General features: G+C 73.9%; 15 protein-coding genes. 7 read left to right on the forward strand and 8 right to left on the reverse strand.

The window, feature by feature from the left end; all coding sequences use genetic code 11:
• The first annotated feature begins 20 nt into the window (after positions 1 to 20).
• On the forward strand, positions 21 to 935 hold the full coding sequence (locus ACZ4VI_RS20235) for a pseudouridine-5'-phosphate glycosidase (protein WP_468000914.1): 915 nt from the start codon (positions 21 to 23) through the stop codon (positions 933 to 935).
• Positions 932 to 1822, forward strand: a complete 891-nt coding sequence (locus tag ACZ4VI_RS20240; RefSeq protein ID WP_468000916.1) for a carbohydrate kinase family protein — start codon at positions 932 to 934, stop codon at positions 1820 to 1822. Before ACZ4VI_RS20235 ends, ACZ4VI_RS20240 begins: the two co-directional genes overlap by 4 nt.
• Positions 1823 to 1902: 80 nt before the next feature.
• Here ACZ4VI_RS20240 and ACZ4VI_RS20245 read toward each other — a convergent pair whose 3' ends face one another.
• Together ACZ4VI_RS20245 and ACZ4VI_RS20250 are read right to left on the reverse strand one after the other, a co-directional pair.
• On the reverse strand, positions 1903 to 2538 hold the full coding sequence (locus ACZ4VI_RS20245) for a nucleoside/nucleotide kinase family protein (protein WP_468000917.1): 636 nt from the start codon (positions 2536 to 2538) through the stop codon (positions 1903 to 1905).
• A 91-nt stretch (positions 2539 to 2629) separates the two neighbouring features.
• On the reverse strand, positions 2630 to 3244 hold the full coding sequence (locus ACZ4VI_RS20250) for a winged helix-turn-helix transcriptional regulator (protein ID WP_468000918.1): 615 nt from the start codon (positions 3242 to 3244) through the stop codon (positions 2630 to 2632).
• Between the two features lie 84 nt (positions 3245 to 3328).
• Here ACZ4VI_RS20250 and ACZ4VI_RS20255 point away from each other — a divergent pair, with 84 nt between their 5' ends.
• Positions 3329 to 4540, forward strand: coding sequence for a pyridoxal phosphate-dependent aminotransferase (locus tag ACZ4VI_RS20255; protein WP_468000920.1), 1212 nt, complete (start codon positions 3329 to 3331; stop codon positions 4538 to 4540).
• A 366-nt stretch (positions 4541 to 4906) separates the two neighbouring features.
• Here the strand turns inward: ACZ4VI_RS20255 and ACZ4VI_RS20260 are convergent, their stop codons facing one another.
• On the reverse strand, positions 4907 to 5641 hold the full coding sequence (locus ACZ4VI_RS20260) for a DUF7873 family protein (protein ID WP_468000922.1): 735 nt from the start codon (positions 5639 to 5641) through the stop codon (positions 4907 to 4909).
• Between the two features lie 97 nt (positions 5642 to 5738).
• Between ACZ4VI_RS20260 and ACZ4VI_RS20265 the strand changes: the two genes are divergently transcribed.
• On the forward strand, positions 5739 to 6398 hold the full coding sequence (locus ACZ4VI_RS20265) for a DUF2293 domain-containing protein (RefSeq protein WP_468000924.1): 660 nt from the start codon (positions 5739 to 5741) through the stop codon (positions 6396 to 6398).
• Between the two features lie 27 nt (positions 6399 to 6425).
• Here the strand turns inward: ACZ4VI_RS20265 and ACZ4VI_RS20270 are convergent, their stop codons facing one another.
• Positions 6426 to 7292: a chaplin gene (locus ACZ4VI_RS20270; protein WP_468000925.1), complete on the reverse strand. Its 867-nt coding sequence runs from the start codon at positions 7290 to 7292 to the stop codon at positions 6426 to 6428.
• Between the two features lie 237 nt (positions 7293 to 7529).
• On the opposite strand from ACZ4VI_RS20270, the gene ACZ4VI_RS20275 reads away from it, so the two are divergent.
• Complete coding sequence (locus tag ACZ4VI_RS20275; RefSeq protein ID WP_468000927.1) at positions 7530 to 9239, forward strand: translation initiation factor 2; 1710 nt, start codon at positions 7530 to 7532, stop codon at positions 9237 to 9239.
• Positions 9240 to 9250: 11 nt separating this feature from the next.
• On the opposite strand, the gene ACZ4VI_RS20280 is transcribed toward ACZ4VI_RS20275, so the two are convergent.
• Genes ACZ4VI_RS20280 through ACZ4VI_RS20295 form a run of 4 tightly spaced genes read right to left on the reverse strand, consistent with a single transcriptional unit; the run spans position 9251 to position 16196 of the window.
• Complete coding sequence (locus ACZ4VI_RS20280) at positions 9251 to 11308, reverse strand: hypothetical protein (RefSeq protein ID WP_468000929.1); 2058 nt, start codon at positions 11306 to 11308, stop codon at positions 9251 to 9253.
• A gap of 34 nt (positions 11309 to 11342) precedes the next feature.
• Positions 11343 to 11849: a hypothetical protein gene (locus ACZ4VI_RS20285; protein WP_468000931.1), complete on the reverse strand. Its 507-nt coding sequence runs from the start codon at positions 11847 to 11849 to the stop codon at positions 11343 to 11345.
• Positions 11850 to 11889: 40 nt separating this feature from the next.
• Positions 11890 to 13200 (reverse strand): SWIM zinc finger family protein, encoded by a 1311-nt coding sequence (locus ACZ4VI_RS20290; protein ID WP_468000933.1) that lies wholly within the window; start codon positions 13198 to 13200, stop codon positions 11890 to 11892.
• Positions 13197 to 16196: a DEAD/DEAH box helicase gene (locus ACZ4VI_RS20295; RefSeq protein ID WP_468000934.1), complete on the reverse strand. Its 3000-nt coding sequence runs from the start codon at positions 16194 to 16196 to the stop codon at positions 13197 to 13199. The genes ACZ4VI_RS20290 and ACZ4VI_RS20295 overlap by 4 nt, the downstream gene beginning before the upstream one ends.
• Positions 16197 to 16372: 176 nt before the next feature.
• On the opposite strand from ACZ4VI_RS20295, the gene ACZ4VI_RS20300 reads away from it, so the two are divergent.
• Together ACZ4VI_RS20300 and ACZ4VI_RS20305 are read left to right on the forward strand one after the other, a co-directional pair.
• A complete protein-coding gene (locus tag ACZ4VI_RS20300; RefSeq protein WP_468000936.1) occupies positions 16373 to 16705 on the forward strand; it encodes a hypothetical protein in 333 nt (110 codons plus the stop codon).
• Positions 16706 to 16767: 62 nt separating this feature from the next.
• Positions 16768 to 17040 carry a DUF6343 family protein gene (locus tag ACZ4VI_RS20305; RefSeq protein ID WP_468000938.1) on the forward strand — a complete coding sequence of 91 codons (273 nt, stop codon included), beginning with the start codon at positions 16768 to 16770 and terminating at the stop codon, positions 17038 to 17040.
• Positions 17041 to 17045: the final 5 nt, after the last annotated feature.

Below are 17045 nucleotides of genomic sequence, written 5' to 3' on the forward strand. Positions count from 1 at the left end.
GGTCGCGCCAGAAATGGGACATGTCCACACACGTGTCCGAAGAGGTGCGGGAGGCGCTCCACGAGGGCCGGCCCGTCGTCGCGCTGGAGTCCACGATCATCGCTCACGGCCTGCCGCGCCCGCGCAATCTGGCGGTGGCCCGCGAGCTGGAGGCGCTGGTACGGAACGGGGGCGCCGTGCCCGCGACGATCGCGGTGATCGACGGCGTGGCCCATGTCGGGCTCGACGAGGACGGGTTGACCCGGATCGCGGAGGACCCAGCGGTACGGAAGCTGGGCCACCGCGACCTGGCTCCGGCGCTCGCGACCGGGGCGACGGGGGCGACGACGGTCTCCGCGACGGCGTGGCTGGCGGACGCGGCCGGCATCCGGGTCTTCGCGACCGGCGGGCTCGGCGGGGTGCACCGGGAGTGGGCCGAGACGCAGGACGAGTCGGCGGATCTGCGGCTGCTCTCCCGGGTCGGGGTCACGGTGGTGTGCGCGGGGGTCAAGTCGATCCTCGACGTCCCGGCGACGCTGCAGCGTCTGGAGACGCTGGGTGTGACGGTGGTGGGGTACAGAACGGAGTACTTCCCCGGGTTCTATCTGGCCTCCTCCGGCGAGCCGGTCGACTGGACGCTGCGGACGCCCGAGGAGGTGGCGGGCGTGATACGGGCCCGGGACGAGCTGGGCGAGCCGTATTCCGGGATGATCGTCGCCAACCCGGTACCGGTGGCCGAGCAGTTGGATCCCCAACTGCACGACCGGGTCCTCGCGCAGGGCCTCGCGGCGGCGAAGGAGAAGGGGATCAGCGGGCAGGCCGTGACGCCGTTCCTGCTCGAGTATCTGACGGTGCACACCGACGGGGCGTCCCTGGAGGCGAACCTGGCGGCGGTGCGCGGCAATGTGCGGCTCGCGGCGCGGATCGCCTCGGCGTACGCGGAAGACGGCATATGAGCGGTCTTCTGGTCGTCGGCGACGTGGTCACCGACATCGTCGCCCGGCACCGGACACCCCTGGAGCCGGCGACCGACACGGCCGCCGAGATCCGGCGGTTGCCGGGCGGGGCAGGGGCCAACGTCGCCTGCTGGGCGGCGCGTTCAGGCTGCCGGCCGGTGGGGCTGCTCGGCCGGGTCGGCACGGACGAGGCGGCGTGGCACGACCGGGCGCTCCGCCGGGCGGGCGTGCGACCGATGCTGATCCAGGACGGGCAGGTCGGCACGGCGACGGTGATCTCCCTGGTCGACGCGGACGCCGAGCGCACGTTCCTGACCGACAGCGGCGCGGCACTGCGGATCTCCCCCGCCGAATGGGCCGACACGTTCCTCGACGGGATGGCGTGCCTCCATCTCTCCGGGTACCTCTTCTTCGCCGAGTCGAGCCGTGCCACTGCCCTGAGGGCGCTGCGGGGCGCGCGGGAGGCGGGGGTTCCGGTGAGCGTGGACCCGGCGTCCGCGGGGTTCCTGAAGCAGCTCGGGCCGGACCGGTTCCTGGCGGCCGCGCGGGGCGTGGACGCGCTGTTCCCGAACGCCGACGAGGCCCGGCTGCTCACGGGTTGCGCCGAGCCGGCGGAGGCGGCGGTGACGCTGAGCCGTACGTTCCCGCTCGTGGCGGTCACCCTGGGCGCCGGGGGCGCGCTGGTCGCCGAGGCGGGCGCGGTGACGGGCCGTGTCGCGGCTCAGGACGTACGGCCGGTGGACTCGACGGGCGCGGGCGACGCGTTCACGGGGGCGTTCCTCGCGGCCCGGCTCGCGGGCGCGGAAGCGCTGGAGGCGGCCGAGGCCGGCTGCCGGGCCGGCGCGGAGGCGGTCACCGTGGTGGGCGGTCGGCCGCCGTCGGCCTAGCCGGGAAGGCCGGGTGGTGGCGGTCGGCCGCCGTCGGCCTAGCCGGGAAGGCCGGGTGGTGGCGGTCGGCCGCCGTCGGCCTAGCCGGGAAGGCCTGTCCACGCCGGGTGGCGCGGGTCGTCGGCGCGGACGACCACGTCGGCGGCCTCGGACGGGCCGACCTCGTTCTCGTACCGCTCGAAGGCGGGCAGGATCCACGGGTCCTCGCTGCGGCGCGCGAGAGCGCCGGGCGAGAGCCGTAGATGCACGGTCAGGTCGAAGGGGAACCAGTGCCCGAGGAGGAACGGGCCGTGCACCACGAGGACTCCGCCCGGCGGCAGTTCCACGTAGGGGCTGCGGGTGGCGCGGTCGGTGACGGGATCCCACAGGTCCGGCAGCACACGCCCGCTGCCGCCCGCCTCCACGGGCCCGAACACCTCGCGCCACAGAGCCCCGGTGTCGACCCAGCCGCTGTAGTACGCGTCGGGGTCCCGCTTCCCGTACTCGTAGCGGAGCGACGCGGGCCGCAGGAACCCCCCGGTACCGACGACGAGCACGGACCGCCCGAGCAGCCGCAGCGCCTCGGCGACCCGCTCGGCGGTCTCCTCGGTCGGCGCCGCGGGCGCCCCGTCGATCCCGACCTTGAGCCAGGCACCTCCGTCGCCGGGGCTCGCCCCGTGCACATGCGCGGCCAGGCGCTCGGAGAGCCGCTCCCAGGTGATCGCTTCGAATCGCACGGGCTCGAGTTTAGGAACAGCACCACGGAGAAACGGGATCGACCAGTGAGCCGGTAGCCGGTAGGTAGTCCGGTCTCGGCTGGTCTGCCGGTCAGCCCGTCGCGCCGACCGACTCGTCGAGTCGTGCCCGCCCCGCCGCGCACGCCTCCGTGAGCGTCAGCTCCCCGCTCGCCAGGGCCCGGCAGGTCGCCGTGTCCGTCCACAGGTGCGCGTCGGGGGCCTCCGCCGGTCCGTCGGCGTACGAGGCGGCCCCGTCGCCCCCGACCCGTACATGGAACGCACCCTCGTCCAGGGTCACTTGCACCACTCCCGTCACGACGCCCTCCAGGGCGCGCAGCAGCGGGATCGCGAACCAGTGGGCGCGCACGGCGTCGGTCGGCCGGGGCTCGTCCAGGGCGGGCGCGCCCCATTCGGCCAGGGCCCGCAGGACGGGCAGCAGTTCGCGCCCGCGCGGCGTGAGCTCGTACACGTACGCCGAGACGGGTGGCGGCAGGCGGCGGCGCGTGACGAGTTCGGCGCCCTCCATGTCCTTGAGGCGGCCGGCCAGCATGTCCGTGCTGACGCCCGGGAGATCGGCGTGCAGATCCGTGTAGCGGCGGGGCCCGGCGAGGAGTTCGCGGACGATCAGCAGCGTCCAGCGGTCGCCGACGACGTCGAGGGCACGGGCAGCGGCGCAGTACTGGTCATAGCTTCGGCGACGTGGCATGCGACGCAGTCTAGACAAGTTGTTGGACTTTCCAAGCTCGAACTTGGTAAAACCAAGCATCAATCCTTCTGGGGAGGTCGTCGCATGGAGTTCCGGCAGTCGAGCAAGCTGAGCGAGGTCTGCTACGAGATCCGCGGCCCGGTCATCGAGCACGCCAACGCCCTGGAGGAGGCCGGCCACAGCGTCCTGCGCCTCAACACCGGCAACCCGGCGCTCTTCGGCTTCGAGGCGCCCGAGGAGATCGTCCAGGACATGATCCGGATGCTCCCGAAGGCCCATGGCTACACGGACTCCCGCGGCATCCTCTCCGCCCGGCGCGCCGTCGCCCAGCGCTACCAGGCCATGGGCCTGCCGGAGGTCGGCGTCGACGACGTCTTTCTCGGCAACGGAGTCTCCGAGCTGGTCTCCATGGCCGTCCAGGCGCTCCTGGAGGACGGCGACGAGGTGCTGATCCCCGCCCCCGACTTCCCCCTGTGGACGGCGGTGACCACCCTCGCGGGCGGCAAGGCCGTGCACTACCTCTGCGACGAGTCGGCCGACTGGTACCCGGACCTCGACGACATGGCCGCGAAGATCACCGACCGCACCCGCGCGGTCGTCATCATCAACCCCAACAACCCCACGGGCGCGGTCTATCCGCGGGAGATCGTCGAGGGCATCCTCGACCTCGCCCGCCGCCACGGCCTGATGGTCTTCGCCGACGAGATCTACGACCAGATCGTCTACGACGAGGCCGTGCACTACCCGGCCGCCTCCCTCGCCCCGGATCTCGTCGTCCTCACCTTCGGCGGGCTCTCCAAGACGTACCGGGTGGCGGGATTCCGCTCCGGCTGGCTGGTCGTCAGCGGCCCGCAGCAGCACGCGAAGAGCTATCTGGAGGGCCTGACGATGCTGGCCTCCATGCGGCTGTGCCCCAACGCCCCTGCCCAGTACGCCATTCAGGCCGCGCTCGGCGGCCGGCAGTCGATCCACGAGCTCACCGCCCCGGGCGGCAGGCTCCACGAGCAGCGCGACAAGGCCTGGGAGAAGCTCAACGAGATCCCCGGCGTCTCCTGCGTGAAGCCGAAGGGCGCGCTCTACGCCTTCCCGCGCCTCGACCCGAAGGTGCACAGGATCCACGACGACGAGAAGTTCGTCCTCGACCTGCTGTTGCGCGAGAAGATCCAGGTCGTGCAGGGCACCGGCTTCAACTGGCCGCGTCCGGACCACTTCCGCATCCTGACGCTGCCGTACGCCGACGATCTCGACGCCGCGATCAGCCGCATCGGCCGCTTCCTGAGCGGCTACCGGCAGTAGACAGCCGCGGGGAAAAGGAGCGGGTCCGAGGGCGTAGCCTGCCCCCGGACCCTGTCGATGCCACTCACATCACACGCCGGCACACTTGAGAGCCCGGGTCAGTCGTCATTGCGTCGCGTCCTGCCATTGGACCACCGCCGATCGAGCTCGGCGGACCAGATTCGAACTGGCATTTCGACGCACCAGGGCCCGGGCCCGGTCGATCCGGCGATGAGCGGCGAATGCTGAATCTGGAGCAATAGTCTGAGTTTGAACGCGACCCTTGTCAGAAGGGCCGCGCATTCACGACACGTCTCAGCTTCAGCTTTGCGCTCCTCGCGCACCCCGACCGTGTTCTGTGGCCGGGGAGTTCATGGGTGTCTCCCGTTACCCGAAAAGGTAGCCGAAGACGGCGTCGCCGACCCGCTGGTCGGTGACCTCGGCGCTGTTCGCCTCCTCGCGGGCGAACTTCACCGCCTGCTGGAGCTTCTCCACCCGTTCCAGGAGCTCGTTCACCCGCCGGGCGGGCAGCGCGCCGGAGAACTTGACGGTGGTCCAGTAACCGACCGGCACGTCCTCGTAGTACACCTCGACCTGCGCCGGGTGCTTGTCCGTCGCCTCCGCCTTGACGTGGTTGCGCGGCACCTTCTTCGTCCGCACCGTGCGCACGACCTCGGTCTTCCACGCGTCCGTCGACGGGTCCTGCGTCCAGGACTCGGCCGCGTCGAGGACAGGCAGCTTGCGGACGAAGGTGTTGATGTCCGTCAGCTGCTTCTCCAGGAAGAGGAGGTACGCGACGGGCACCTGGCTCACCAGCACGCGCCCGTCGACGGTGACGTCGGCGCGCGCCTCGCAGTTGGCCCAGTCCTTGGTGGCGGTCACATCGAACAGCCGCGTCAACGCCCGTGCGGTGTCCCGCAGTACGTCCTCGGCCTTGACCTGCACCAGCGTGGACTCGGGCGGAAGCTGCTCGCCCTCCTCGTCCTTCGGCTGGTACGTACGGGAGATGCCGGCGAGCAGAGCCGGCTTCTGCAGCCCGTGATGCGCCGCGGTGAGGTCCTGCTGCGCCCTGGACTTGACGCCCTTCTCCACTGCGATGATCTGATTGAGTTTCGTTGCCACGCGACGGACCCTAGCCGGGCCGGGGCAGCGAATCGAACTGTTTTTCCTTGTCGGTTCATCGCCGCGGCAGCCCCCGGCGTGCGCTGAGGAGACCGCCATGGACCTGGTCGCGCCCGTCGTCGTCGAACCGCTCAAGCGCCGCCGCTGCTCGGAGTGCCTCCAGGGGCCCCTGGAGCGGATGATCGTCGAGTTCAACGCACCTGTCTGCCTGGACTGCGCCGACCTGGGCCATCTGGTGTTCCTGCGCCGCGGGGACACCGCCCTCACCCGCCGGGCGCGGGAGGGGAGCGCGCTGTGGGCGGTGGTCGTACGACACAAACGGCGCCGTACCCGGTACGAACGTCAGGGGCTGCTCGTCGAGGAGGCCGCGCTCGTCCGGGCGGAGGCGGCCTGCCTGGCGGACGCGGAGGCGCGGGCCCGGCGGCGGGCGCGGGACGCGGCGCGCAGGGCAGAGCGGGACGCCGAGGTCACGGCGGCGCTGGAGGCCGAGATCCTGCGGCTCTTTCCGCGCTGCCCCGTGGACCGGGCGGCGGAGATCGCGGCCCACGCCTCGCAGAAGGGCAGCGGCCGGGTGGGACGTACGGCGGCGGGGCGGGCGCTCGACCGGGGCGCGGTCACGGCCGCGGTGCGGGCCGCCGTACGGCATGTCGACACCGATTACGACTCACTGCTCATGCGCGGGGTTCCGCGGCACCAGGCCCGGACGAGAGTCGCACCCGCCATCGAGGCGGTGCTCCGGGCCTGGCGCCCTGGGTGAGAACCGGAAGGACCCGTGCGGGAGGGCTCAGACCTGGGCGCCCATGCGACGCGCCCGGCGGTACACGAGCGCGCCGCCCAGCAGCAGGGCTGCGCCGGCCGGGGCCGCGTAGCCGATCAGGTCCGAGCCCGTCTCGGCGAGCGCGACCGAGCTGGTCTGCGGGCCGGGCGCGGGGGCCGGCGCCTCGGTGTCGGTGTCGGTGTCCGTGCCGGTGCCGGTGTCCGTGCCGGTGCCGGTTCCGGTTCCGGTGTCGGTGACCGGGGAGGGCAGCGGCTTCGGCGGCACGTGCGGCTTCGGCTCCTCGCCGGGCTGCCCGGGCTTGGCGGGGCCGTTGAGGGCGGTGTTGCCGAAGACCGGGTTGCCGACGCCGACGACGTTGGCCGAGTTGCCGCTCACGTTGACCGGGAGGTCGATCGGCAGCTGGACGCCGTTGCCGGAGATCACGCCGGGCGAGCCCTGCGCGCGTCCCTCGGCGGTGGCGCCGCCGCCGTTGGAGGAGCCGCCATGCGATCCGCCGTGCGATCCGCCGTAGGAGCCGTCGCCGTGGGAGCCGCCCCCGCCGTTCTGCCCGCCGTTGTGCGGGGTGCCGGGCAGGTCCTTGTGGATCCGGCCGCCGCCGTCGGCGTCCGATCCGTACCCGTCGTCGGACGCGCTCGTGTTCTCACAGCGGTTGCCGAAGGCCGGGTTGAGCAGACCGACGACGTTGACGGTGTTCCCGCAGACATTGACCGGGGAGTGCACCGGCAGCTGAACGGCGTTGCCGGAGCCCACGCCCGGCGAACCGACGGCGGCGCCCTGCGCACCGGAGTCGGCGTGCGTGGCACCCGCCGACAGCGCGAGCGCGCCACCCGTGACCATCAGTGTGGCCAGACCACTTCGGCGAATCTGCCTCATGGCTTCCTGCCTTCCGGAGTATTCACGGGCAAGCGCCCGTACCGCACTTAACGCGATCCTGGCGAGGCCGGATCAGGCCGTTGGCGTGTTTCACTCCATCGAGTGGGAATGACGGCGAACGACCAGGGCAACCCCTGCCGTACGATCGCCCGCATGTCGCCGGAAGCCGTGGAACCGCCTTCGATTGCAAGGGCAATTGAGCCAAACGGCATATCTGGCATATCCGAACAACGTAGGATGAACACTTACCCAGCGGGCAGCGGGCAGCGGGCAGCGGGCAGCGGGCAGCGGGCAGCGGGCAGCGGGCAGCGGGCAGCGGGCAGCGGGCAGCGGAGGACCGTGCTCTTCGCGGCGCGGTCGGCCGCCGCGCTGCACCGGCTCCTCGATGTCGCCCCGGTCTTCCGCGGTGACGCCCGGATCAGCCGCCGCTTCGTGCTCGTCCCCGGGTCCGAGTTCGGCGTCGACGCCCTCGCCGCGATAGAACGGGCCGGCGCCAGAACCGTCCCCTGGAGCCAGGCGTGCGCGGGCGGACACCACCTCGTGCTCGCCGCCAGCCCCAAGGGCGAACTGTCCGCGCTCGGCGGGCCGCTCGTACTCCTCCCGCACGGCGCCGGATTCAACAAGTCCCTGCCCCAGGAGGGCACCGCCGACTCCGCCTCCGGCCTCGACGGGCTCTTCCTCCTCCACGAGGGACGGCCGCTCGCGGACGTACACGCGCTCGCCCACCCCCGCCAACTCGACCGGCTCGCCGCGGAGGCGCCCGCCGCCGCCGAGCGGGGCGTGGTCGTCGGGGATCCGACGCTCGACCGGATCCTCGAATCCGTCGGCCGCCGCGACCGGTACCGGACAGCCCTCGCGACCGGTGCACGGCGGCTGGTCGTGGTCGTCTCCACCTGGGGCCCGGAGTCCCTGGCGGCCCGGCGCCCCGGGCTCGTCCGCGAGCTCGCCGGACACCTCCCGTACGACGCCTGGCAGGTCGCGCTCGTCCTCCATCCCAACGTGCACAGCGAGCGCGGCGCGTACGACCTGCTGGAGAGCCTCGGCCCGGAGCTGGACGCGGGTCTGGTGCTGTCACGGCCGTACGAGGAGTGGGGCGCGCTGCTCGTCGCGGCCGACGCCGTCGTCACCGACCACGGTTCGACGGCGCTGTACGCCGCGGCCCTCGACCGGCCGGTCGTCGCCGCGTGCCAGGGCGGCGACGAACTGATCCCGGGCAGCCCGATGGCCGAACTCCTCGGCCGGGCCGGGGTCCTCGGCGGGGCGGCGGACCTCGACGCTCTCGTACGCGCGCATCGGCCCGGCGCGTCGCGGGCGACTGCCGGCGCCGCGTTCGCCCGGCCGGGCGAGGCGCTGGAGCTGCTGCGGACCGAGGTGTACCGGCTGCTCGGGCTCGATCCGCCGCCGTACCCCGCCGAACCGGCGCCGCTCCCGCTGCCGGAGAGCACCGCTCGCACCCCGTACGCCTTCGCGGTGCACGCTCGCCGGGAGGGGGAGGCTGTACGGATCAGCCGGCATCCCGCCTGGGCCGATGTCGAAGCCCACCATCTGGCCGCCGACGCGGAGTTCGCCGCCCGCCGTCAGCAGGAGAGCGCAGCCCTCCTCTTCCGCAGGTCGACGCCCGGCACGGGTGCGCCGGCGGGGGCGACGGCGGAGGAGTGGACGGCGGGGGTCCTGGAGCGGTACCCGGGGCGCCGTAGCGTCGCCGCGCCACTGGCCGCCGCCGGCCGGTGGCTGATCCGGCGTCCCGGCGCGTCCCTGTACGACGTCCGTCTCGGTTCGGAGGCCCCGGTGGACCCGACGGCGCTGCTCAGTGCGGTGCACGCCCACCTGTCCGCGGCCGACGACCCCGCGACCGGCCGTACCGTCCCCGCCGCCACCACCCTTGACGTCCTCGTGGGCGGCTCACGCCACACCGTACGCGTCACACCTCGCCTCGGGCCCTGCTGACCCCGGACCGGCTACGCGTCGCCCGACTCCTCGTCGAGCGCCGCGATCAACTCCAGGATCGCCGCCTCCTCGCGCGTCGCGCGCCGCTCCCGGGCGCTGTTCAGCGCCGCCTCGTAGAGCGGGGCGGCCTCCTCGCTGCGGCCGAGTGCGTGGAGGGCGCGGCCCAGCTCGAGCCCGGTCCGGGCCGTCATCCGGGCCCGCTTCAGTGCACGGGCGGCGGTGTGCGCCTCCTGGGCGTGGGCGAGGGCGGTGGCCGTCTCGCCCAGTTCGCGGTACGAGCGGGCGAGGAGATAGGTCTGGAGCATCGCCCCGTACGGGTTGGGGATCTCCTCGTGGATGCGGCGTGACGCGACGAAGTCGGGGATCGAGCCCGCCCAGTCCCCGCGCATCGTGGCGACCTTGCCCCGGAACTCCCGTGCGGACGCCTTGAGCTTGCGGTCGCGGTCCGAGCCGCCGAGCGCGTCGGCGGCCGCGACGGCCGCGTCCACCTCGGCCGCGGCCTCGTCCAGTTCGCCCTGTTCCCAGAGGGGGCGGGCGAGTTGGCACCGCATCCGGACGAGCGCGGCGGCGTGGCCGGCCCGGCGCGCCGCGTCCCGGCCCGCCGTGAACGCGTCGATGACGTCGGCGTAGTGCTGGTGGTCGAGGAAGTGGGTCCACAGCGGCTCGCAGAGTGCCCAGGTCTCGGCGTCCATCCCGTGCCGGTGGGCGTCCCGCACCGCGCCGAAGAGCGCGTGCCGCCGGGCTTCGAGCCAGCGCAGGGCGTCCGGCCCCGCGCTCTCGCCGACCCACTCCACGTCCGGTACGCCGGGCAGGGCCGGCGCCTCGTCCGCCACGGTCAGCCGCGCGCCGGCCCACAGCCGGTCGGCGCGCTGGGCCTGGCGCAGGTACCAGCGCACGATCCGGGTGCGGCCGGCCGCCGCCTCCGTGCCGTCGGGGTCGTCCCGCCGGGCCCGGCGGGCGGCGTGGTCACGCAGCAGGTCGTGCATGCGGTGGAGTCCGCCCCGGCCGGCGGCGGGCAGCAGACCGGACGCCGTCAGATCGTCGAGCGCGTCGTACGCCGACTCCTCGTCGTCGCCGTGGAGCGCGACGGCCGCGTCGGGGGCGACGTAGGGGCCGGGGTGGACGGCCAGCAGCCGGTAGAGGCGGGCGGCATCGGGGCTCAGGTCCTCGTACGCGGCGTTCCACACCGCCTCCACCTCCGGCACCCCGTTCTCCTTCCACTCCCTGGCCAGCCGGTCGGCGAGGCGGGCGAGCGGGCGGCTGCCGTGGCGCCGTACCCATTGCGCGGCGACTTCGAGGGCGGCGGGCAACCCCTGGCAGATCCGGGCGAGTTCGGCCGCGGCGTCGGTCTCCTCGGCGAACCGGGGGTCGTCGCGCACGATGGTCCGCAGCAGCTCGTGGGAGTGCTGCCCTGCGAGAGGCGTGAGGGGGAGTTCGAGGTCGGCGCCGCCCGGGATCTCGTACAGCGCACGGCGGCCGATGGCGAGGACGACGCTGCCACCGGACGCGGGGAGCAGCGCTTCGACCTCGGCTCCGGTACGGACGTTGTCGAGCACGAGGACCATGGGCCGGTGCTGGGTCAGGGCGCGGTACTGGCTCCGGCGGGCGGCGAGCCTGCGCTCCAGCTCGTCGGGGCGCAGGCCGAATCCGCGCAGCAGCTCGGCGTACGCCTCGGAGAGGTCCGCTCCCCCGTCCACCCGGTGGTCGTCCAGGTCGACATAGCGGACGTTGCCCTCGTACTCGGGGCGGTCCCGGCGGAGTCCGCGGGCCATCCGAGTCCCGAGCGTCGTCTTCCCGACGCCGCCCACCCCGCTGATCACGGCGACGAAAGGGCGGCGCAGCGCGGGCGGGGCGCCGTCCGCCTCGCGGGCGAGGGCTTCGGCCAGGCGGCTCCGCTCCTCGTCGCGGTCGACGAAGGAGCGGCATTCGGGCGGTAACTGATCTGACATCAGCCCATGGGCGGCGGACGCCGGAGCCGGCGCGATGTGCAGATGATCGATACGTCCGGCCTGTACGAGTGTCTCCACCCGGGCCTGTCCCCCCACGCTGTTGCGCGTCTCCTCGACCACGGCCCCACCCTAGAGGGTTGTCGTTGCGCGGTGGTCAGTCATCGGCGGATTCCCGCCGGGACGCGGCCGGTGTCTGTGCCGTCCGGTCGCCCGGCCGGCCGGTTTCGCCGCCGATGGACAGGCTGCCGATCGTGCCGGCCTGCACCACCGTGCCGTGCTGGACCCCGCCGGTGATGGTGTTGGACACCTCGACGGTCGGCACAGCGGAGCTCTCTCCGGCCAACTCCGCGAGGATCACGCGCAGTTCGCCCGCCGCCTCGGGATCGTCCCGGAGGGTGCGGCGCATCCGGGCGCGCCATTCGGCCAGGGCTTCGGCCCGCGCATCGGCGGCGGCCTGCTCGTCGTCGCCCTGCTCCGCGTCGAGCAGCTCCTCCCGTACGAGCTCCAGTTCCGCGCCGACCGACTCCTGGTCGGCGCCGAAGCGTCCGGCGAAGAACGCCGCGACGCGGGTCCGCGCCTGCTCCCAGCCGTCGCCGACCATCTGCTGCACGAGCGCGGTCGCCCCCGCCGTGGCCAGTGCCACCAACTCGGCTTCCACCATTCCCCCTTCGGACGATCGACGCGTTCCGTCACCCTATCCGTCAGCGGCCGAGGAGATCGGTGAGTGCGCCGACGGGGTCGGCGTCGGGTGTGCCGCGGGGCCACCAGTCCTCGCGGTCGGCGTCCGACTCGTAGCCGTACCAGAGTCCGTCGCGGCCGAAGCGGAGCTGGAGGGAGCGGGTCGACAGGCGGTTGCGCCAGGGGCGGAAGGCCGGGAAGTCGGCGGCGAGCAGGGCGGGGCGGGCGCGGTCGAAGGGGCCTGCGGGCGGGTCCCAGGGCTCTTCGAGGACGGCGAGTCCGGCGGCTCCGCCCTGACGCCAGGCGGCGACGGCGCGGGCCAGGTCGGTGGGGGTGCGGTCGAGGGCGTAGGCGAGCTCGCGGTAGAGCGCGCGGGTGGAGGCGGTGAGTCCGGAGCCGGGGTGTGCGGCGGCCAGCCGGACGGCGTCCTGCCAGGGGGTGAGCGCGGCGACGGGGTCGTGTCCGGTGGCCAGGAAGGTGTGGGCGCGGGCGGCGGCCTCGGTCGCGAGCAGGTCCAGGGCGAGGGGGTCGGGGGCGTGGGGGTCCGGAGGGTAGACGGGCGGGCGGCCGGGCCGGTCGGGCACGGGGAGGGGCGGGGGCAGCAGTGGCAGTGCGTGGCCCGTCTGTGGCGCGAGGGCGGTGCGGGCCGGGACCGTGGCCATCGGCGGCGCGGACGCCGTCTTCTCGGCGGCGGAGCGGGCCGCGTTGCGCTGGGTGAGGGCAGCGAGGATCTCCTGCTCGCCGCGGCCCCGCATCAGGAAGAGGACGAACGGGTCCTCGTCGAGGAGCCGTGCCGACTGGTAGCAGAGGGCGGCGGCGTGCTTGCAGGGGAAGCCGTCGTCCGGGCAGGAGCAGTCGGGGACGAGGTCGCCGGGCGCGGGCAGCAGCCCCGTGACGGCCTCCAGGGCGTGCGGGACGTCCTTGTCGAGCAGGGCGGCGATGTGGTCGGGCCGGGCGGCGACCTCGTCCAGGAACCGCTCCCAGCCGTCGTCGCCGAGCGTCCGCAGCCGGATCTCGGTGCGGTACGGGCGGGGGCGTGTGCCGTGCACGTAGGCGACGACCCGGCCCGGGGTGACCGTGATGGCGTCGACGTGACCGCGCCCGGCGTACGCCTTGCCGCGGGCCAGCCGCGCCTCGTCGAGGGCGGTGTCCTCCAGGGCCTCCACCCAGGCGTTGCCCCACCAGGTGGCGGCGAAGCGTCCGTCCGGTGCTTCGCGCGGGGCGAGGGCGGGGAACGTACGGCGCAGGTCGTCGTGGCGCGGGCCCGCGAACCTCCCGGACGCGGGCCGGCGGGCGGCGGCGGGGCGCGGCGTGGAGCCGCTGCGGCGGTTCATGACGGCCTCCTCAGGGAGACCAGGTCGGCCAGCTCGCGGTCGGTCAGCTCGGTCAGCGCGGCCTCCCCGGAGCCGAGGACGGCGTCGGCCAGGGCGCGTTTGGCGCGCAGCATCTCGGCGATGGTGTCCTCCACCGTGCCCTCGGCGATCAGCCGGTGGACCTGGACGGGCTGGGTCTGTCCGATGCGGTAGGCCCGGTCGGTGGCCTGCTCCTCGACGGCCGGGTTCCACCAGCGGTCGAAGTGGACGACATGGCCGGCCCGGGTGAGGTTGAGTCCGGTGCCCGCCGCCTTCAGCGACAGCAGGAAGACGGGCACGTCGCCGGACTGGAAGCGGTCGACCATCCGCTCGCGCTCGGCCACGGGCGTTCCGCCGTGGAGCAGTTGGGCCGGGATCGCCCGGGCGGCGAGGTGGTCGGCGAGCAGCCGGGCCATGGAGACGTACTGGGTGAAGACGAGCACGGAGCCGTCCTCGGCGAGGATCGTGTCGAGGAGTTCGTCGAGAAGGGCGAGCTTGCCGGAGCGGCCGGCGAGCCGGGCCGTGCCGCCGCCCCTGGCCGTCTGCTCCTTGAGGTACTGGGCGGGGTGGTTGCAGATCTGCTTGAGCGAGGTGAGCAGCTTCATGATGAGCCCGCGGCGTGCGATGCCCTCCGCGCCCTCGATCTGCGCCATGGTCTCGCGGACCACCGCCTCGTAGAGCGAGGCCTGTTCGCGGGTGAGGGCCACGGGGTGGTCGGACTCGGTCTTGGGCGGCAGTTCGGGGACGATGCCGGGGTCGGACTTGCGGCGGCGCAGCAGGAAGGGCCTGACGAGGCGGGCGAGGCGCTCGACGGCCTCCTCGTTCTCGATCTCCTCGCTGTTCTCGACGGCCCGCGCGTGGCGGGAGCGGAAGGCCTTGAGGGGGCCGAGGAGGCCGGGGGTCGTCCAGTCGAGCAGGGCCCACAGCTCCGAGAGGTTGTTCTCCACGGGGGTGCCGGTGAGGGCGACCCGGGCGGGCGTGGGGATCGTGCGCAGTGCCTTGGCGGTGGCGGAGAAGGGGTTCTTGACGTGCTGCGCCTCGTCTGCGACGACCATCCCCCACTCCTGCTCGGCCAGCCGGGGTGCGCTGGTGCGCAGGGTGCCGTAGGTGGTGAGGACGAAGCCTCCGGGGCCGGATGTGGGGGTGAGTCCTTCGAGGGAGCGGTCGGCGCCGTGGAAGCGGCGCACGGGGACGCCGGGGGCGAAGCGCTGGATCTCCCGCTGCCAGTTGCCGAGCAGGGAGGCGGGGCAGACGACCAGGGTCGGCGCGCGGCGGGCGCGGCGCAGGTGGAGGGCGATGAGGGTGACGGTCTTGCCGAGGCCCATGTCGTCGGCGAGGCAGCCGCCGAGTCCGAGCGAGGTCATCAGATCGAGCCATGCCAGGCCGCGCAGCTGGTAGTCGCGCAGGGTGGCGTCGAGCCCGGCGGGCGCCTCGGCCTCCTCGGGGCCGGCGACGAGCCGGTCCCGGAGCGTGGCGAGGGCCCCGACGGGGACGGCGCGGACGGTCTCGCCGTCCACCTCGGCGGTGCCGCTGAGGGCGACGGCGAGGGCGTCGACGGGCTCCAGGAGGCCGAGTTCGCGCTTGCGGGCCTTGCGGACCAGGTCGGGGTCGACGACCACCCACTGGTCGCGCAGCCGCACGATGGGCCGGTGGGACTCGGCGAGGGCGTCCATCTCCCGCTCGGTGAGCGGGTCGCCGTCCAGGGCCAACTGCCAGTTGAAGCGGAGCAGTTCCTCGCTGTCGAAGAACGCGGTGCCGTCGGTGGCGGAGCCCGGGGCGGAGACGGGCGGCCGTACGACGGCGGAGGCGCTGAGCGAGCGGGCCAGCTCGCGGGGCCAGTGGACGGCCACCCCGGCGTCGGCGAGACGGGCGGCGGCCGGGCCGAGCAGTTCGTACAGCTCGTCCTCGGTGAGGGCGAGGACATCGGGGACGTCGCGCTCCAGGAGCCTGCCGAGCGGGGGCCAGACGCGGGCCGCGCGGCGCAGCGCGAGGACGGCGTCGATCCGGGCACGCGGTCCGAAGAGCTCGTCGCCGTCGCCCGCCCAGAGCGCGGCGGCGTCGATGACGAGGGTGGGGTCGGCGAGGCTGTGGATCTGGAGGAGGGCCGCGGCGGCCTGCCGTTCGTCGCCGCCCTCCTCGGCGATGTCGAAGAGCTCGTAGCCCGCGAGGTCGAGGCGGAGCGAGACGCGGACCCCGGCGTCCATGCCGGCCGCGGCCTCGGCCGCCCAGGCACGCGCGCGGGGCAGGTGCTGCGCGGCGCGCGCGGCGAACGGCGCCCCGGCCGCGTGGGCCGCGGCGGGCGTACGGGGCAGGGTGTCGGCGACCGCGTCGAGGAAGGCCCGTACCAGCGCCTCCGGCTCGGGCAGCTGGAGCGGGCTGCGGCCGGGTACGGGGACCGCGTGGGCCTCGTGGGGCATGGCGGCGGCGACGGCCCTCAGGTGGGCGATGTCGTCGGCGTCCAGCGGCCCGGCCCGCCAGGCGTCCAGGTCTTCGGGGGTGAGCCCCGGCAGCAGCCTGCCCCGTGCGGTGAGATGCAGGGCGTGCAGGGCGGCGGCGCCCCAGCAGGCGGTCGCGGGGTGGGCGCCGGGACGGTGGCGGGCGGCGACGAGATGCGGCAGGGCCTCGGCGACACCGAGGACCACGGCGGGGACTGTGCGACTGCGCACTCCGGCGCCGTGCCGCCGTACGACGGTGAGCTCGGCGAGTTCGGCGCCTGCACCGGACGCTCCCTCGGCCCCGGCGCCTGCACCCGACCCGCCCGCGCCTCCGGCGACGGCACCTGGTGTGACCGTGGCATCGCGGTCGACGCCGGTCCCACCCGCGCCTCCGGCCTCGGCCCCCTGGCCGACGCGCGGGGGCACGGGGAGTGCGCCGCCGTCCGGGGACCAGAAGGCGACCCGCCCCTCCCGGGGCAGCGCGGCGGGGAGGAAGACGGCGGCACAGGTCTGCCAGGTGTGCTGGGTCACGGCACTGCTCACCTCCCGTTCCACGACGGATTCCGACTGGATCTCCGACCTTACGGGTGGGGTCTGACAACGGGCCCTCGCGCCCCTTCGCCCGGGCGGCCCAGCAGCGGATGACAGCCCGCCCGGCAGGCGGCAGGGTGACGAAAACAGGGCTTCCGCCGCCTTCGCCCGACAGACGAGGATCCGCCATGTCCGTTCACCGGCGTCTCGGCACCGCCGCCGGGGCCGCGCTCCTGACACTCGCCGTCGCGGGCTGCTCCGGCCTCGGCCGCACCGCGGTCGGCACCCTCAGTTACGAGACCGAGCGCGAGGTCGTGATCACCCTGACCAGCCCGTCCGTCAAGGGCTGCCACCGGCTGGCGCCCCACGGCGTGACCGGGGTCGAGAACCGGACACTGAACGACATCAAGGTGTACCGGACCCCGAACTGCAAGGGCGACAACTTCTACGTCCCCACCAACACCAACGGCTCGATCGTGCCCCGCACACTCCCCTGGCGCAGCTATAGCGTCGTTCACTAGACGCCTGCCGGGGTAGAGGCCCAGTAGGGCCCTCACGAGCCTCGGTAGGAGATGCGACCGTCATGCGTACGGGGAGTGAGCCGGCGACCGCGCGCAGCGCTCTGCGGATGCGGTTCTGGCTGAGTCTGTGGGGTCTGCTCTGGGCGGCCTTCGGTACGACGGTGTTCGCCCTGCTCGGCAGTGTGGGGTGGGCGACGGCCTGCGGGGTGCTGTTCGTGGTGGCCGCCGTCGACATGTCGATCGTGCTGCGCCACATCCGCCAGGGGCCGCACTGGCAACCCGGCCGGGACGTTCCGCCGTACGAGCCCGACCACGGCGGCACGGGCCGCCGCTGAGCGGG

The sequence above is a fragment of the Streptomyces sp. NPDC029169 genome, from assembly GCF_055563935.1.

Bases quoted from the DNA above. Each gene is read 5' to 3' on its own strand.
- ACZ4VI_RS20265 (WP_468000924.1), top strand. From the start codon at position 5,739: ATGGACCTGGTCGCGCCCGTCGTCGTCGAACCGCTCAAGCGCCGCCGC.
- ACZ4VI_RS20305 (WP_468000938.1), top strand. From the start codon at position 16,768: ATGCGTACGGGGAGTGAGCCGGCGACCGCGCGCAGCGCTCTGCGGATG.
- ACZ4VI_RS20270 (WP_468000925.1), bottom strand. From the start codon at position 7,292: ATGAGGCAGATTCGCCGAAGTGGTCTGGCCACACTGATGGTCACGGGT.
- ACZ4VI_RS20275 (WP_468000927.1), top strand. From the start codon at position 7,530: ATGAACACTTACCCAGCGGGCAGCGGGCAGCGGGCAGCGGGCAGCGGG.
- ACZ4VI_RS20235 (WP_468000914.1), top strand. From the start codon at position 21: ATGTCCACACACGTGTCCGAAGAGGTGCGGGAGGCGCTCCACGAGGGC.
- ACZ4VI_RS20255 (WP_468000920.1), top strand. From the start codon at position 3,329: ATGGAGTTCCGGCAGTCGAGCAAGCTGAGCGAGGTCTGCTACGAGATC.
- ACZ4VI_RS20290 (WP_468000933.1), bottom strand. From the start codon at position 13,200: ATGAACCGCCGCAGCGGCTCCACGCCGCGCCCCGCCGCCGCCCGCCGG.
- ACZ4VI_RS20240 (WP_468000916.1), top strand. From the start codon at position 932: ATGAGCGGTCTTCTGGTCGTCGGCGACGTGGTCACCGACATCGTCGCC.
- ACZ4VI_RS20300 (WP_468000936.1), top strand. From the start codon at position 16,373: ATGTCCGTTCACCGGCGTCTCGGCACCGCCGCCGGGGCCGCGCTCCTG.
- ACZ4VI_RS20285 (WP_468000931.1), bottom strand. From the start codon at position 11,849: ATGGTGGAAGCCGAGTTGGTGGCACTGGCCACGGCGGGGGCGACCGCG.
- ACZ4VI_RS20250 (WP_468000918.1), bottom strand. From the start codon at position 3,244: ATGCCACGTCGCCGAAGCTATGACCAGTACTGCGCCGCTGCCCGTGCC.